The organism is Clostridium carnis (assembly GCF_054657435.1).
Map to the genome: position 1 here is coordinate 2,458,352 of NZ_BAAHYS010000001.1, position 17,725 is coordinate 2,476,076.

15 protein-coding genes and 1 riboswitch are annotated in these 17,725 nt (G+C 26.4%); of the genes, 14 read left to right on the forward strand and 1 reads right to left on the reverse strand.

The features are described 5' to 3' along the window. The first annotated feature begins 37 nt into the window (after positions 1-37). The 5 genes from ACYQ1T_RS11890 (at position 38) to nrdG (ending at position 5,495) form a co-directional block, all read left to right on the forward strand. Positions 38-919, forward strand: a complete 882-nt coding sequence (locus ACYQ1T_RS11890) for a M15 family metallopeptidase (RefSeq protein WP_459834994.1) — start codon at positions 38-40, stop codon at positions 917-919. A 237-nt stretch (positions 920-1,156) separates the two neighbouring features. Continuing rightward, positions 1,157-2,032 carry a tetratricopeptide repeat protein gene (locus tag ACYQ1T_RS11895; protein WP_459834997.1) on the forward strand — a complete coding sequence of 292 codons (876 nt, stop codon included), beginning with the start codon at positions 1,157-1,159 and terminating at the stop codon, positions 2,030-2,032. 99 nt (positions 2,033-2,131) lie between these two features. Continuing rightward, positions 2,132-2,506 (forward strand): hypothetical protein, encoded by a 375-nt coding sequence (locus ACYQ1T_RS11900; RefSeq protein ID WP_459834999.1) that lies wholly within the window; start codon positions 2,132-2,134, stop codon positions 2,504-2,506. 265 nt (positions 2,507-2,771) lie between these two features. Further along, the gene (nrdD, locus tag ACYQ1T_RS11905; RefSeq protein ID WP_459835001.1) at positions 2,772-4,892 is read left to right on the forward strand and encodes an anaerobic ribonucleoside-triphosphate reductase; all 2,121 of its coding nucleotides are present in this window, start codon (positions 2,772-2,774) and stop codon (positions 4,890-4,892) included. A gap of 99 nt (positions 4,893-4,991) precedes the next feature. Continuing rightward, entirely contained in the window at positions 4,992-5,495 is a 504-nt protein-coding gene (nrdG, locus tag ACYQ1T_RS11910; protein WP_459835004.1) for an anaerobic ribonucleoside-triphosphate reductase activating protein, read from the forward strand. 62 nt (positions 5,496-5,557) lie between these two features. Here nrdG and ACYQ1T_RS11915 read toward each other — a convergent pair whose 3' ends face one another. Further along, positions 5,558-5,767 (reverse strand): cold-shock protein, encoded by a 210-nt coding sequence (locus tag ACYQ1T_RS11915; RefSeq protein WP_459835006.1) that lies wholly within the window; start codon positions 5,765-5,767, stop codon positions 5,558-5,560. A gap of 188 nt (positions 5,768-5,955) precedes the next feature. Next, positions 5,956-6,015: riboswitch (Fluoride riboswitch) on the forward strand. Between the two features lie 37 nt (positions 6,016-6,052). Here ACYQ1T_RS11915 and ACYQ1T_RS11920 point away from each other — a divergent pair. The 9 genes from ACYQ1T_RS11920 (at position 6,053) to ACYQ1T_RS11960 (ending at position 17,720) form a co-directional block, all read left to right on the forward strand. Next, the gene (locus tag ACYQ1T_RS11920) at positions 6,053-7,240 is read left to right on the forward strand and encodes a chloride channel protein (protein ID WP_459835009.1); all 1,188 of its coding nucleotides are present in this window, start codon (positions 6,053-6,055) and stop codon (positions 7,238-7,240) included. A 462-nt stretch (positions 7,241-7,702) separates the two neighbouring features. Continuing rightward, positions 7,703-8,401 (forward strand): response regulator transcription factor, encoded by a 699-nt coding sequence (locus ACYQ1T_RS11925; RefSeq protein ID WP_459835011.1) that lies wholly within the window; start codon positions 7,703-7,705, stop codon positions 8,399-8,401. Further along, a complete protein-coding gene (locus ACYQ1T_RS11930) occupies positions 8,382-9,791 on the forward strand; it encodes a HAMP domain-containing sensor histidine kinase (protein ID WP_459835013.1) in 1,410 nt (469 codons plus the stop codon). Before ACYQ1T_RS11925 ends, ACYQ1T_RS11930 begins: the two co-directional genes overlap by 20 nt. Before the next feature lie 285 nt (positions 9,792-10,076). Then, on the forward strand, positions 10,077-12,473 hold the full coding sequence (locus tag ACYQ1T_RS11935) for a hypothetical protein (RefSeq protein ID WP_459835016.1): 2,397 nt from the start codon (positions 10,077-10,079) through the stop codon (positions 12,471-12,473). Next, a complete protein-coding gene (locus ACYQ1T_RS11940; protein WP_459835019.1) occupies positions 12,473-13,399 on the forward strand; it encodes an ABC transporter ATP-binding protein in 927 nt (308 codons plus the stop codon). The genes ACYQ1T_RS11935 and ACYQ1T_RS11940 overlap by 1 nt, the downstream gene beginning before the upstream one ends. A 13-nt stretch (positions 13,400-13,412) precedes the next feature. Further along, a complete protein-coding gene (locus ACYQ1T_RS11945; protein WP_459835022.1) occupies positions 13,413-14,297 on the forward strand; it encodes an ABC transporter permease in 885 nt (294 codons plus the stop codon). A gap of 1 nt (position 14,298) precedes the next feature. Further along, positions 14,299-15,837 carry a pectinesterase gene (locus tag ACYQ1T_RS11950; RefSeq protein ID WP_459835025.1) on the forward strand — a complete coding sequence of 513 codons (1,539 nt, stop codon included), beginning with the start codon at positions 14,299-14,301 and terminating at the stop codon, positions 15,835-15,837. A 12-nt stretch (positions 15,838-15,849) separates the two neighbouring features. Beyond that, positions 15,850-16,833: an AAA family ATPase gene (locus ACYQ1T_RS11955; RefSeq protein ID WP_459835028.1), complete on the forward strand. Its 984-nt coding sequence runs from the start codon at positions 15,850-15,852 to the stop codon at positions 16,831-16,833. Between the two features lie 2 nt (positions 16,834-16,835). Beyond that, the gene (locus ACYQ1T_RS11960; protein ID WP_459835030.1) at positions 16,836-17,720 is read left to right on the forward strand and encodes a DUF58 domain-containing protein; all 885 of its coding nucleotides are present in this window, start codon (positions 16,836-16,838) and stop codon (positions 17,718-17,720) included. Positions 17,721-17,725 lie beyond the last annotated feature (5 nt).

A 17,725-nucleotide genomic window follows, 5' to 3' on the forward strand; every position in this document is an offset into this window, starting at 1 on the left:
TATTATAAATATATTTATAATATAAGAGGTTGATTTAATGAAAAAAATTTTAAGTACAATAATTTTATTATTAATGTGTAGTACATTAATATGTAGCGCATCTTATAATACTCTTTTAAATGAGGATAATTATGAAAAATTTAATTTAAAACGAGATCTTTTAGTATTAATGGTAGCTTATGAAAAAGAAATTGTTGATATAGAAAAAGGTGATAATGAAAACATTTATTTAATATTAGATAATGGGAAAAAGGTTCTTTATAATGGTGACTTGAAAAGTAGTTTAAAAACTATATACCCCTTATATAGCATTGATAAAGTAGAAGAAGATAGTGACCCAGGAAGAATAAGATGTTATGAATTTTTAGGTGCTATATATGGAGAAAGTAGAGGTAGCATTGAGAAAAATTTAAAAATATTTCCAACATATTATGGAGATATGTATTTTAATAAAAATGCTTTAGCTGGAGAAAGTTTAAAAAATGCATTAAATGAAGCAGGGTATGCATCTAAAGATAATCCAAAGATATCATCTTATGTAACACCTATTAGTGGAACATATAATTATAGAGTTATACAGGATACAGGAAGGTTAAGTCCACATTCTTTTGGTATAGCAATAGATTTACAAAGAGATAGTAGAGATTATTGGAAATGGGCAAGTAAAGATAAAGGTAGTGAAAGAATAGCTTCATATTCTAAGGAACTTGTGAAAATATTTGAAAGTCATGGATTTGTATGGGGTGGAAAATGGTCTCATTTTGATACACTTCATTTTGAGTATAGACCAGAAATAATTCTAAAAAGTAAATATTTTGGTGAAATAAAAAATGACGAAGTGAAAAACTGGTATGATGGTGCTCCAGATGACAATAAAGTAAAAGAGAAAATTAATTTAATAGAAAGTAAAAATTTATAGTTTGAAATTAATAGATTTTAAATAAACTAAAGTAAATATGATAAAATATGAAGTGCATTCCAAGTGTTAGATATAATAAAGCTAATATTTTGAAATGCATTTTTTATTTTAGTAAAAGTTATTCATAATAAAATAATATTTTGGTAGTATAGTAGTAATAAGTTAGTATAATAAAGTATAAGTGATAACTTTATTTATAGTTATAAGTACAATTTTGAATATAGGATGGGAGTAGTAATGTTTAATAATAAGGAACAAAGTATAGAAGAAACTTTTAATGAAATTTTGGCTTTCAATGAAGAGGAGGCCTTTAAATATTGTAAAGAAGGATATAATGAAACTAATGATCCAGAATATTTATTATATATGGGACATGGACATTTAGTTTTTGGTGAATATGAAGACGCTATAGAGTGTGTAGATAGAGCTTTGATTGAAGGTTGTGATTACTATGTGTATGCTTATAATGTAAAGGGGGAAGCTTTATTAGAGTTAGGTCTTTATATAGAAAGTAGAAGATGCTTTGAAAGAGCATTAGAAATTGAAGAGGATCAATTTCTATCCACTACATTTTTAGTTGAACTTGATATAAGAGAAGAGTTTTATGAAGAAGCGATAAATAGATGTATTAATTATATAAACATTTATGGTAAAGATAAGGATGAAATAGGAGAACTTAAGTCTATTATTGGTTGGACGTATTTAGTTGATATAAGAAATAAGGAAAAAGCAGAAAAATACTTTAAAGAAGCTATAGAAAATACAGAAATTTGTTCAAGAGCATATACAGGTCTTGGTATATATTATGTTGGGGAGAAAAATTTTAAAGAAGCGATTAAATTATTTGAAAAAGCAATAGAAATAGATGATACTGATGGAGAAAACTTTTTTGGATTAGCTATTTGTTATAAAGAGCTAAGAGAATTTGATAGTGTAGAGGATTATTTAATAAAAGCAGATTCTTTAGAACCAGGAGATACAAGAATTTTAATGGAACTTGGCTTTGAACTATTAAGGCAAGAAAAGATAGAAATTGCTAAAGAATATTTTAAGGAAATTCTTTTTATAAATCCAGAAGCAGAAGATATAAGAAATCTATTAAAAGATATTTAGAATATTTTACATATTTAAACTACTAGGTTTTTAATTAAATTAAGTAATTTTTTATGGTATAATACTTTTAATAATTTTTTTATAAATGGAGGGGTTTAAATGAGCTTAATTAATACTTACGAAAAATACGTTAAAATTAATGAAGAATATATTAAACTTATAGACAAGCTAGTTGATACTGATTTAAGTCAATGTGAAGATATTTCAGTAATGGAAGCTCTTTTAAAAGCTAAAGTGGATTTTGAAGAATTAAATATAGAGGCAGAAAAAATAAGAGTAGAAGATAAGGATTCTGAGAATCTTAAAGATCTTAAATATTTAATTATGGATGGAGTATTTATTACATCGGATTTAGTAGCTTTTTATGAACATAAGCATTTTGAAAGATTTAAAATGAGAGCAGTTAATTATATAAATAAAAAAAGAAGAGCAGAAATATTCAAAGATGTAAACTGTGGAGACTGTAGAGTATAGAATATTTAAAATAAATTATTAAAGGAGAACTAATAGTTCTCCTTTAATAATTTTATAAAAACCTATTACTAAATTTCTTTTATTAGTACATAAAAATAAAAGAAAATTAGTGATAATAGCAAACTTTAATATGGTTATTCTAATTTCTAGAGTTTTTTTCAAAATGCATTATTTTATAAACTAGTGTATAATAAACCAAGTAATTATTATTAATTGTCATTAAATAGTTTAAAGTGAAGATTTTTGTGGGGGGATGAAAAGTTAAATGAAAGTAATAAAAAGAGATGGAAGTACAGTTGCATTTGACAAGTGTAAAATAAGAGAAGCTGTAAGTAAGGCTATGAAGAATGGAAGTGGAATTTACTTAAAAGACATAGCTAGATTAATAGCTAATGATGCAGAAAAGCATTTTAGTAATCATGAGGATACTCCTACAATATACAAAATAGAAACTTATGTATATGATAGACTAGTTCATTATGGGCAATCCATTACAGCAAAGGCTTATGAAGGCTATAGGGCAGTACAAGAGTTTAAAAGAAATACAAATACAACAGATGAGAGTATATTAAGTTTATTAAGCAAGACAAATGAAGATGTTATGAAGGAAAATTCAAATAAGAATTCTGTAATTGCTGCAACTCAAAGAGATTTAATTGCGGGAGAGGTATCTAAAGATATTTCAAGAAGAAGACTTATACCAGCTCATATGGTTCAAGCACATGATGAAGGAATAATACATTGGCATGATATGGATTATACACTTTCATCTATTTTTAATTGTTGCTTAATTAATTTAGAGGATATGCTAAACAATGGTACTGTTATAAATGATAAACTTGTTGAATCACCAAAGTCTTTTGGAACAGCATGTACAGTTACTACACAAATAATGGCACAAGTTGCAAGTAACCAATATGGTGGCCAAAGTATTACTATTAAGCACCTTGCAAAATTCCTTAAGGTAACAGAAGAAAAATTCTATAAATTTTATTTAGATAAATACGGTGATGAAAAACTAGCAAAAGAACTTGCAAATGATATGAAACTTAAGGACTTAAAAGATGGAGTTCAAACTATAAGATATCAATTATCAACCCTACAAACAACAAACGGACAATCACCATTTGGTACTATATATTTAGAAATTGAAGTAGGTAATGAATATGAAGAAGAAATGGCTTTAATTTGTGAAGAAATGATAAAGCAAAGATTAGAAGGAATGAAAAACTATAAAGGCCAAGAAATTGGAGAGGCATTCCCAAAACTTGTATATCTTCTTGATGAACATAATGCCCTTGAAGGTGGAAAATATGATTATATAACTAAACTTGCAGCACAATGTACTGTTAAAAGATTAGTACCAGATTATCAATCAGCAAAAATAATGAGAAATAACTATGAAGGAAATACATTCCCTCCAATGGGATGTAGATCTCATTTAAGTCCATATAAGACTTCAGATGGAGAGTATAAATGGTATGGAAGATTCAATCAAGGTGTTATAAGCTTAAACCTTCCACAAATAGGAATACTTGCAGATAAGGATATTGAGCTATTTTGGGATATGCTAGATCAAAGATTAGAGTTATGTAAAGAAGCATTACTTGTAAGACATAAAATGTTACTTGGAACAACTTCAGATGTATCACCAATACATTGGCAACATGGTGCAATAGCAAGACTTGAAAAAGGTGAAAAAATAGATAAACTTCTTAAAGATGGATATTCTACTTTATCTCTTGGATATGTTGGGATATACGAAATGGTTCAAGCAATGCTAGGGGTAAGTCATACAACAGAAGAAGGGGAAAAGTTTGCCTTAGAAGTAATGGATCATATGAGTAAAGCCTGTGAAAAATGGAAAAAAGAAACAGGTTTAGGGTTTGGGTTATATGGTACTCCGGCTGAAAATCTAATATATAGATTCTGTAGATTAGATAAAGCTAAATTTGGAGAGATTCCAAATGTAACAGATAAACTATACTATACTAATTCATATCATGTTCATGTATGTGAAGAGATAGATGCATTTAGTAAGCTTAAATTTGAATCACAATTCCATAATATAAGTTTAGGTGGATGTATATCATATATTGAAGTTCCAGATATGAGCAGAAATGTAGAGGCTGTAGAACAAGTTATAAACTTTATATATCATAATATTCAATATGCAGAAATAAATACGAAACCAGATATATGCTATAAATGTGGATATACTGGAGAAATTAAATTAGATGAAAATTTAACTTGGTATTGTCCATCATGTGGAAATACTGATGAGAGTGATATGCAAGTTATGAGAAGAACTTGTGGATATATAGGAACTAATTTCTGGAATAAGGGACGTACAGCTGAAATAGGAGATAGAGTACTTCATTTATAGAAATATAAAATGGGCAATTAAGAATGAGTTTAGATTAAATTCTTTCTATAATTGTCCATTAAACTTAATAAGATATTTTATTTACAGGAGGTAAGTTATTTGAACTATGCAAAAATAAGAAAATTTGATGTAACTAATGGACCTAATGTAAGAACAACGTTATTTGTAAGTGGATGCACAAATAATTGTGAAGGATGTTTTAATAGAGAATTACAAGACTTTAATTATGGAGAAAAATGGAGCAAAGAAATAGAAGATAATTTTATATCATATGTAAAAAATAATAATATCCATGGTGTTAATATATTAGGTGGAGAGCCTATGGACCAAGTTATGGATAGCGATTTAGTGAATTTACTAACTAGAATTAAAAATGAAACTAAAAAGACTATTTGGCTTTGGTCAGGTTATGTATTTGAAGATATTATAAGAGATGAAAGAAAAAGAGAAATAGTATCTTTAGTAGATATTCTTATAGATGGAAAATTTGAAATAGATAAAAGAAATATAAGTTTAAAATATAGAGGATCAGAAAATCAAAGAGTTATAGACGTAGAAAAATCAATTGCTGAAGGTAAAGTAATTGAAATAGATATAAACTAGAAGAAGATTATCTTAAAATAATAGTTATTCTATATTTTAAGATAATCTTATTTAATTATAGTTTATATTTTTTGAACATTTACAGCCATAGGTCCTTTTTGACCATCTTCAATACTAAAGGACACATTTTCACCTTCATGTAAATCCTTATCATTTCCCTTCTCTTTAACTTGTGAAATATGAACGAAAACATCGTCTCCTTCATCACAAGATATAAATCCAAAACCTTTTTCAGAATTAAACCATTTAACAACACCAGTCTTACTAGACATAATATACCTCCCTGCTATAAATTAATCATAAATAGTATTTCCAAAAAATATATTTTTATCCCAAAGCGTATTTAGATGCAAAAATGTATTTATGAAAACTAATATTTATATTGAAATAAATAGAATATATATTATAATGAAAAAAATATTGACTATAGAATTATATTATAGTAAATTGAAAATGATAAGAATATTTGAGCGATGGAGTTCGCTTTTAAATGCTTGATGCTAATGACTCCTACCAATAGGGTAGGAGTCTATTTTATTTTAAGGAAGGAAGTAATTATGAATAGAAAAGTTATATTAAAATTATCGTTATACTCTGTTATTGTTGGAATTATAGGTGGAACTATAATAGGTTTATTTTTGATTTCTTTAGAAAAAGTAACTATGTTAAATAAAAAATATTATTGGTTAATATTTATATTACCTATTTCAGGAGCAATAATGACATATTTATATGAAGCTTATGGAAGGAATTCACATAAAGGAAATAATATAATAATAGAAAATATAAATGGGAGTAATGAAAAAATTAATCTTTTAATGGCTCCATTAGTATTTTGTGGAACAGTACTTGCACATCTATTTGGAGCTTCAGTTGGTAGGGAAGGAACAGGAGTTCAAATAGGAGGAACAATAGCGAGTTTTATTGGAGAGAAATTTAGAATTAAAGCAAATGAAAAAAAAATATTACTAATAGCAGGAGTAGCTACAGGATTCTCAGCAGTATTTGGAACTCCATTAGCAGGTACAATATTTGCCTTAGAACTTGCAACTATAGGTAAAATAACATATGATGCATTTTTACCAGCAATAGTTGGAGCTTTTGTTGGTAATTCTGTAGTAAATTTTATTGGAGTTTCTCATAGTCATTATAAAATTGCAGAAGTAGAAAATTTTGAGAGTAATATAATAATAAAGGTTATAATTATGGCAATATGTTTTGGAATAGCAAGTAAATTGTTTACAGTATTTACACATAAATTTAAAGTAGTATTTAGCAAATATTTTAAACAAAAATATATTAGAACTTTTATTGGTGGAATAATAATGGTTTTAGTAACAATAATTATTGGTAATAGGATGTATAATGGGTTAAGTCTTGGTTTGTTAAATGATGCATTTGATGGAAATATAGAATACTATAGTTTTTTTATTAAATTACTATTAACCACATTATGTCTTGGAGCAGGTTTTCAAGGTGGGGAAGTTACACCGTTATTTGTTATAGGATCAACACTTGGTTCAACGTTAGCATTGATATTAGGGTTACCATTTGAATTTGCTGCATCTCTAGGTTTAGTTGGTGTATTTGCAGGAGCAACTAAAACTCCAATAGCATCCTTTGTTTTAGGCGTAGAATTATTTGGAACAAATAATATGGCATTTATAATGATTGTTTGTATAATAAGTATATTTATCTCAGGTAAAAAAGGAATATATGGATCTCAAATATATGAAGATTTATAGAATCATTGATTAAAATTAAAAGCCTTATAGTAAACTTACTATAAGGCTTTGATTGGGAAATATTTAGCTAGTAATAACATACTAGCTAATTTTAATGAAAAAACAACATTCATTAGCTTATTATATACAAAATACCTGGGAAATGTACCTTGTATTTACAAAAATATAATTATAAATAAAGACCTAACCTAATAGTAGCTAAAGTAAAAGGGATAAGTTGAACTTAATATTAATAAGGTCTATTATTAATTTATAATATTTTCTTGTAACTTTCCAATGAATAAAACAGATTTTAGCATGGTAAAAAAACAATGTCAACACAAAAAAATCCAAAAATATACAAAAAAAACATTCTTAAGGTAAACTTATGAATTAGGAAATATTATCTTAAGAATTGAGATATACTATTTAATAATATACAATAATAATTTAGGTAAATTTAATTTAAAAGGGAGAAATAGTGTGAGTAAAAAAATACTTGTAGTAGACGATGAAAAAGAAATAGTAGAGCTTGTGGAGCTTTATTTTAGAAATAAAGAGTACATATTATTAAAAGCATATAACGGTATTGATGCTTTAGAAATTTTTAAAAATAATAATATAGGATTAGCTATAGTTGATATAATGATGCCTGGTTTAGACGGATACACTTTAATAAGAGAAATAAGAAAAATATCTAATATACCTATAATAGTAATATCTGCAAAAAGTGAAGGCTATGATAAAGTTTTAGGGTTAGACATTGGGGCTGACGACTATGTTACAAAACCATTTGATCCTTTAGAGCTAATAGCTAGGGTAAATGCTCAATTTAGAAGATGTTATTCTCTTAAAAATATAGAACCTCATGAAAATATTATTAAAATTGGAGACTTAGCAATAGATAAAGGAAGAGCATCGGTTACTAAAGATGGACAAGATGTTATTTTAACCTATAAAGAGTTTAAGCTACTTGAACTTTTTATGGAGAATAAAAATAGAGTTCTAACAAAGAAAAATCTTTTTGAACAGGTATGGAATGAAGAGTATTTACATGATGATAATGCAATAATGGTTCATATAAGTAACTTAAGAGATAAAATTGAAGATGATAGTAGAAGTCCTAAATATATAAAAACTATAAGGGGAATAGGTTATAGATTTGAAGATAAAAAAATATAGATTTAATCAAAGTTTATTTAGAATATTCTTTTTCCATTATTTATATGCTTTAATAATATTACTTATATCAATGGGGATTTTTATTTTAATTTCAATGTATTGTATAGAGTCATATCTATCATTAACAGATACAGAAAGAATGTTAATTGAAGAAAATTTCTTTGTAGAAAACTATAAAGATATTAATACTGAAGTTATAACAAGAGTTGGTGGATGGATTGAAAAAATACAGGATAATAAGGTAGTAGAAGTTATAGGAGAAAAAAAAGACGATATACAAGATTATAGTATAATAAATATTATAAATCAATATGATGAAATGGTTAGAGAAGATAACGTTAAATACGATTCAAGAGCGTATAAAAATAATGATAATTCAATGGTATATATAGTAAAAGTTCCTAATGGTAGTTTTTTATTAACAGAAAAATTATATGAAAAGAGTATAGGAACAAGATTTTATGAAATTATTATATTTTCATTATGTATAGCTATTATTTTTATGATTCTTGCAATGTATGGATTATTTTATAAATCAATAAAGTCAGTATCAGTTCCACTTAGAAAAATACAAAGAGGAATTAATTCTATGACATCTGGAGATTATAATGTAAGATTAAATTTTAATACATATAAAGAAGTAGATATTATAAAAGATAGTTTCAATTTTATGGTTAAAAAACTTCAAGAAGCAGAAAATTCTAAAAAAGAAGTTGAAAAAAGTAAAAAAAGTATGATTAGAGATATAGCTCATGATATAAAGACTCCAATAACATCTATAATGGGTTACTCAAAAGCATTAGTTGATGGAAGGGTAGAGGATAAGGAGGAGCAAAAAGTTTATCTTGAATATATTTATAATAAAACATTAAGATTAAATTATTTAATTAATGAGTTATTTTTATTTACTAAAATAGATAGCTTAGAATATAAAATAATTTTAAAAAGAGAAGAAATAGGAGATTTTATAAGAGAAATAGCTGCTTTATATTACGGAGAAATGGAAGAAAATGGATTTGATTTGGTATTAGACATTGAAGAGCCTATATATTGTAATATAGCAGCAAAAGAATTAGAAAGAGCAATAGGAAATTTAATTATAAATTCTTTAAAATATAATGATGCTGGCACAACTTTAAGTATATCATTAAAAGAAGAAGAAAAAGAAATTATAATAATAGTAAGTGATAATGGTAAGGGAATGAAAGAATCTTTAAGAGAAAATATATTTTATGAATTCGTAAGAGGAGATATATCTAGAAATTCTAGTGGTGGTAGTGGACTAGGATTAGCCATAACAAAAAAGATTGTAGAAATGCATAAGGGAAAAATAGAATTAAAAAGTGAGATAAATAAAGGTAGTACATTTACAATAAAATTACCTAAATAACAATAAAGCCTCTTTATTTGCAAAGAAGTAAAAATATAAATGCAAATAGAGAGGTTTTTTGTATAAATCAAAAATATTTTCTGATTTTAACAAAATAGGAATAATTTACGTATTTATGTTAAAATATAAAATAATAATAAAACTATTTTATTATTACAATGAATAATCAAATTTTAAGAATAAAAAATAAGGAAATTTTAAGGAAATGTTAAGGTTAAATTGTAATGTATAGGATAACATTAAAAATGTGGGAAAAAAATTAAGTAACTTAGGGGGAAGAATAATATGAAGAAATTTTTAAAGAAGAATTTTATTACTACTATAGTTTTATTTTTAGCTATAGCATTAGTTTTTCCAACATTAAAAATTAGTGCAAAAAGTAATGAAGAACAAAACTATGAAGTAAAAATAAGCTATGGAATTGATGGACAGTATAGAGCCATGAAATATATTCCTATTACAATTGATATTAAAAGTTTAGAAAGAGATTTTAAAGGAGAAATCGAAGTAAGGGTAGCTAGTATTGAACAAGGAAGATATGATGCTTATAGTACAGAAGTTAATTTAATAAAAGGTGAAAGTTATAAAGTAAATATACCAGTTAAAATAACAAATGAATCAAGCAAAATAACAGTTAATCTTATGGAAAATAATAAAAGTATTTTAGAAAAGAAGGCAATTATTTCAGAAGGAAGAGTAAAAGAAAATAATTTTTTTGCTGGTATTTTAACAGATGATCCTACATCTTTAGGATATTTGGGGGATGTATCATTTGATGTAACTAATAGAGATCCAGGAAAAATAAAAAGTGTAAAATTAGATAAAGATATAATTGGAAATGATAGTTTAAACATAGATGGTTTAGATTTAATATTTATAAATAATTATAATATGGGAAACTTGAAAAAAGAACAATACGATAGTTTAAATGCTTGGATAAGTAAAGGTGGTACTTTAATTATTGGAGCAGGCGCAAATGAAAGTAAAACTATAAATTCAATAGATAAAAGTTTTTTAGATATAAAGTCTTCTGGAACTAATGAAAAGGATATTACATTACTTAAGGATAAATTAAAATTAATAAAATCAAATTTAAATATACAAAATTCTAAAGTAAGATTTGAAAGTGAAAAAGAACCATTAATCTATTCAATTGACAAAGGAAATGGGCAAGTTTTAATTTCAACATTTGACTTAGGTCTTGAACCATTAATATCATCAAAAGATGCAAATGAGCTTTGGAGTATTGTTTTAAGTGACAATTTTAATAAAATGTATGATAAAAACATGAATGGATCGGGACATAATTATTCATACGAAATGAAAGATATAATAAAGAGTATTCCTATAAATAATGTTGTAAGTACAAATGTGCTTATTATAGTGCTTAGTATATATGCAGTTATTATAGGAGTAATACTGTATATTGTCTTAAAGAAACTTAAAAAGAGAGATTTAACATGGATTGCCGTACCTATTATTGCAATTGTATTTTCAATAGTTATATATTTAATTGGAAGTAAAACAAGAGTTAATGATATAATTTTAAACCAAGTAAATATGGTTTCAGTAGATGAAAAAGGAAATGGTGTAGTTAATGGGTATTTAGGAATTGGAACTAAATATAAAAATGATGTAATTTTAGAAAAACCACAAGATATAACAATAAATTATTTAAATGAACAAAATTATTTTTATGGTGGAAATGAGGAGCCAAAATTAAATAAATTAAGAGTTAAAACTACTTATAAAAATAATAATTCATATTTTACATTTGATGATAGTAGTGCATTAGAAATGAAGATGTTTGATATTTATGGTAAAAATGAGATTGTTTCTAAAATAGAAGCAAGCTTTAATTTTGATGGTGGAGATTTAAATGGTAAAGTTAAAAATAATTTAGATGGAAATATAAATAAACTTCTTTTAGTTGCAGGCAAAAATGTCTGGGATCTTGGATATATTAAAAAAGGAGAAGAATTATCCTTAGAACAGGTAAAGTTAAGTGAAAGTAATGGGTTATTAAATTATTCCGTTAATTTAATGCAAAATTATTATGAAGCTAGATGGCGTGATAAGGAGTCATTAAAGTCAGAAAAATTTAAAAATGTATACAGATATTCAAATTTATTAAATGTTCTTTCAAATGAAATTAATACTGGTAATGAATCAAAATTAGTTGCAATAACAGAGGTTCCTATAGATTATGGTATAAATTTTAATAATACTTCTATTTCAAAATTTGATACTACAGTAATTACACAAAAAATTAAATTAGATTTTAAAGATAAAGAAGGAAATATAAATTTTCCATTAGGATTTTTTAAAGAAGACATATTATCATCTGGCGTTAATGTTCATATAGAGTCAAATAATGGTAGTATATTTGGTAATGGAGAGGTAGTTTTTCAGTATAAAATAGATAATAACATACAAATTAGCAATATAGGTGTTAAGAAAGATGTTAGTAGACATGGATATGAAGGTGCAGGAGAATATTTTGTTTACAATTATAAAACTGATAGTTATGATAACATATCGTTAAGTCAAGATACGGTATTAAATTTGGAAAATATAGAGAGTTATGTAAATAATAATGAACTTAGAATTAAAGTTTTAGTAGAAGATAGTAAGGGTGAAAGTAGAATACCAAAGATAACTGTTAAGGGGAGGGAGAAATAATGTTAGTTATTAAAAATCTTGAAAAATCATATGGAAATTTTAAAGCATTAAATGGTTTAAACCTTGAAATTAAAAAAGGAGAAATTTTTGGATTTATAGGACCTAATGGTGCTGGAAAAAGTACAACTATGAAAATAATATCAGGATTACTTTCCCCAGATAGTGGAGAAGTATATGTTGATGGTATAGACGCTATAAAGAATAATAAAGCATTAAAAGAAAAAATTGGATATATGCCAGATTTCTTTGGAGTATATGATAATTTAAAGGCAATAGAATATCTAGAGTTTTATGCTTCAATATATGGAATTGTAGGAGATGAGGCAAGACGTTTATCAATGGATTTATTAGAACTTGTAAACCTTAAGGATAAGTGGAATGCAAATGTTGATGGATTATCTAGAGGAATGAAACAAAGATTATGTCTTGCAAGATGTTTAGTTCATAATCCAGAACTTCTAATATTAGATGAGCCTGCATCAGGTATGGATCCAAGGGCAAGATTTGAAATGAAGGGAATTCTTAAAAATCTTAAAGAAATGGGAAAAACTATAATAGTTTCATCTCATATACTACCAGAACTTGGAGAAGTATGTACTAATATTGGAATAGTTAAAAATGGAACTATAGTTTGTCATGGAACTGTTGATGAAATTATGATAAAGGCATCAGGATCATCTCCATTTGTTATTACAGTTATAGAAAATCCAGAAGAATGTATTAAAATTCTTAGAGAAATGCCAGAAGTTAAAGAACTTTCTCTTGATGGAAATAAAATTACTGCCAATATATTAGGCTCAGATGAAGAAGGTAAAAATATATTAAGATCACTAGTTCTTAAAGATATACCTGTTATATCATTTACAAGAGCTACAACTAATTTAGAAGATATATTCATCCAAATAACAGAAGATGATAACAATTAGGGGGGGAGATTAAATGAGAATAAATCCAGTTTTAAGAAATGAGAGTAAACTTACAGTTAGAACTCCAAGATTTACGTTAATGATATTTGCATATATAGCAATTTTATCAATAGGAGTATTAGTATTTTATAAAGCTTTTAATGATACAGTTTATACAAATGGATTAGATTTGTATCAATCAATAATTTTATATATTGGGATGGCTATAGGTCAAGCAGTATTATTAATGTTTATTGTACCATCATTAACTTCTACAGCAATATGCTCGGAAAGAGAAAAGCAAACCCTAGATATATTATTATCCAGTAAATTAACTCCACTTCAAATAATAATAGGAAAGGTTTTATCATCTTCACTTAAGGTAGTTATGCTTATAGTATGCACAATGCCATTATATGCAATATGTGGATTAATTGGTGGAGTTACAATATCAAATATATTAAAGTTAATAATATTTTTTATAATAAATACTATTTTTGTAGGATCTATTGGAGTATTTATATCAACTTATATTAAAACTTCAAAGGTTGCAACAGCAATTACTTATGGAATTGTATTATTTATTTATTTAGGAACATTAATAATTGCTTGGGTAATTTTCTTATTAGCAATGGCAAAAATAAATGGGCAAGTACAAGTAAGTCCACCACAGGTTTCAATGATTGTTTATTTAAGTCCAGTTACAGGTTTTTTAGGCATGCTTACAAGTCAAGTAGGATCATTAGGAAACTTTTCATATATGATAGATTCTTTTGGATTATCAATTTATGCTGAATATATATCAATAGGAATTCAATTAGTTTTAAGTGGAATATTTATATATTTAGCATCAATAAAGTTGAATCCACTAAATACTGCAAGGATATTTAAAAGAAAGAAAAAAGTAAGGGAGAAGTAAAATGAATTCTTTAGATAAAGCTATTTCAATATTTATAGATAAGGCTTCTAAAAGAATAAAGCTAAACTTCTTATTAAACTTAAGCATAGCAGCTTTAAAATTGATGCTATGCTTAAGTTTCTGCTTATTATTAGTTTCTTTATTTATAACATTCCCTTATGTAGAGGAAGTTTCAATAGGATTAATTATATTAGGATTAATTATATCTTTAATATATGGATTTATAAAAGCGCCAAATAGAAAAAAAGTTGCATTAATTGTTGATTCAAAAGGACTTAAAGAAAGAGTAATAACATCATTAGAATTAGTTAATTGTGATGATAAAATTGCAATTGCACAAAAGGAAGATACAGTAAATGCAATTAAAGATTTTAATTTAAAAGAAAATCTTAAAATATCAGTAGAGAAAAAGCAAATTTACCTAATAATAGGGCTGATATTAATGTGTTTTGGAACTCTTTTTATAAATACAGATTCAAAAAGAGATGCTGAAAAGATACGAGGTTTTCATAGTTATCAAAAAGAGATAATTAAAAATATAGAAAAAGAGAAAAAAGAAATAGAAAAGATTGAGCATTTAGATGAAAAGGAAAAGGAAGAAGTTAAAAAGATTTTAGAAGATGCAAAAAAAGAAGTTAAGGAGAGCTTAAAAAAAGCTGAACTTAATAAGACTTTAGAAAGATTAGAAAAAAAGTTAGAAAGCAAAAAGGACGAAGCGAAGAGTGAAAAAGGAAAAAAAGTATTAGAACAAATGAAAAAGAACTTATTAGATAATTTTAATAAGGAAAAGGAAGAAGAAGCAAAAAAAGATTTAAATAAGCTTGTTAATAAGCTTATGAAAAAAGAACAATCTAAAAAGCTTGGAGAATCTATTATGTCGGATGATAAAGGAGCCGTAGAGAAAGCTTTAAGTGATATAAAAAAATCTTTGAAAAATATGAGCACTGCAGATCTTAATAAATTGTCAGATTCACTTTCAAAATCATCGAAGGAAATAAGTGATGAAGAACTTTCAGAGGCGTTAGAGAATGCATCAAGTTCAGTATTAGATGGTAAATTAAATGAGGAAAGTCTTAGCAATGCAATATCAAAGGCAAAAAATAATAGTAATAAAAACTCATCATCAAATAAGAATAGTAATAAAGAAAATGGTACAGGACAAGGAGATGGCGAAGGTGAAGGTCAGGGTCAAGGAAATGGTCAGGGCCAAGGTCAGGGTCAAGGAGCAGGTCAAGGAACTGGGTGGAATACAGGAAGTACAGTAGGAAATAAAAATGACTTAGAAAATAAAAAGGGTGAAGGAGTATATATTCCAGGAAGAAAAGAAGGTAATGATTCGAATCTTACTGGAAATAAAAATCAATCTGGTGATTCACAGAAGGTAGAAAGTCAAAATGGACTAAATATGGACGGATCAAAAATTGATTATGATAAGGTTATTGGTGATTACACAAATAGTGCATTAGAAGGTGCGAATAATAGTAATTTACCAGAAAGTTTAAAAAATCTTATAAAAGACTATTTTGAAGGATTAAATTAAGAGGTGAAAGTTATGGAAATTAATGAGAAAGATATAATATATATTTCAGAGAAAATTAAAATGTGTGAAGAAGAAATTGCTAAGGGTATAATAGGTCAAAAAGATATAGTTAAAAATGTTTTAGTAGCAATATTTGCAGAGGGAAATGTACTTTTAGAAGGGATGCCTGGTATGGGTAAAACTCAACTTGTAAAAACAATTGGAAAGGTCTTGAATCTTGGTTTTTCTAGAATTCAATTTACCCCAGATTTAATGCCAGCAGATGTTGTTGGAACAAATATTGTTGCAAAGGAAGGAGATAACACAACCTTTAGATTTGAAAAAGGACCTATTTTTACGAATCTTCTATTAGCAGATGAAATAAATAGAGCAACACCAAAAACTCAATCAGCTTTACTAGAGGCTATGGGGGAAAAAACAGTAACTGTTGGTAAAAAAACATATAAAATGCCAAATCCATTTATGGTATTAGCAACACAAAACCCTATTGAACAAGAAGGAACATATCCACTTCCAGAAGCACAATTAGATAGGTTTTTATTTAAATTAAATGTTGAATTTCCAAATCTAGAGGAACTAAAAGAAATTATGGATTTGACTCTTACAAATAATACTACTGAAATAAATAGTATCTTAGAAGCAAATGAAATAGTAGAAATAAGAAAAGCCATAAAAGAAGTGAAAATTGCAGAACCAGTAAAGGAGTTTGCATTAAAACTTATATTAGCAACTCATCCAGAAGTTGAATCGGGACATGAAGTAGCTAAAAAATATGTGGAAGCAGGGGCAAGTCCAAGAGCTGCCCAAGGAATAATAAGTGGAGCAAGAGTAAGAGCGATAATGGATGGTAGATTAAATGTATCATTTGATGATATAAAAATTTTATCATATCCAGTATTAAGACATAGAATTATATTAAACTTTGATGCTATAACTGAAGGTTTAACTGAAGAGAGTATTATTGATAAAATACTAGAAGACTTAAAGGTTGTGTAGGTATGGATGAAAAAATATTTAATGAGGACTTTTTTAAGAAGCTAAATAAAATTAATATGTATATTAATTTTAAGCTTTCTAATGGTACTCAGGGAGGAAGAAAGTCTAAAGCTAAAGGTGTTTCAGTTGAATTCTCTGATTATAGAGAATATGCAGCTGGTGATGATTTTAGGAGAATAGATTGGAATGCTTACGGAAGATTTGATAAATTTTTTATAAAAGTTTTTATGGAAGAAAGAGAAGGTGTATTTAATTTTTTCTTAGATAAAAGCAAATCAATGGATTATGGAGAAAAAAATAAAAAAGATACTGCGTTAAAAGTTATTGGAGCTTTAAGTTATATAGCTTTAAATAATTTAGATAGAGTAAATATAAATACAATGGACGATGGAAATATTCAAAGTATAAAATCTGCAACAGGAAATAAGGGATTTCAAAGAATTTTAAGAGAACTTGAATCTATTGAATTTAATGGGAAAACAAATCTTTCTAAAAGTATAAAGAAAAGACCATTGGCAAGTAGGGGAGTTTCAATTGTTGTATCAGATTTTTTAAATAATCAAGGTTTAACGGATTTAGAAGATGGTTTAAAATATTTAGCTTTTAAAAAACAACAAATAGTATTAGTTCAAGTTCTTTCAGAGGAAGAGATTAATCCAGAATTTTCAAATGAGGTAACTCTTATAGATTCAGAAACAGGAGAGGAAGTTAAGATGAGTTTAACTCCAAGTCTTATTAAAGAATATAAAAATACTTTAAAACTTTATAATAAAAGTGTAGAGGATTTAACTAAAAAGTATGGAGGTAAATTTATAAGTATAAGTTCATCTAATTCAATTGAGGAAATAATATTAGATAAATTTAGTAAAAAGAAAGTACTTTATTAATGGGA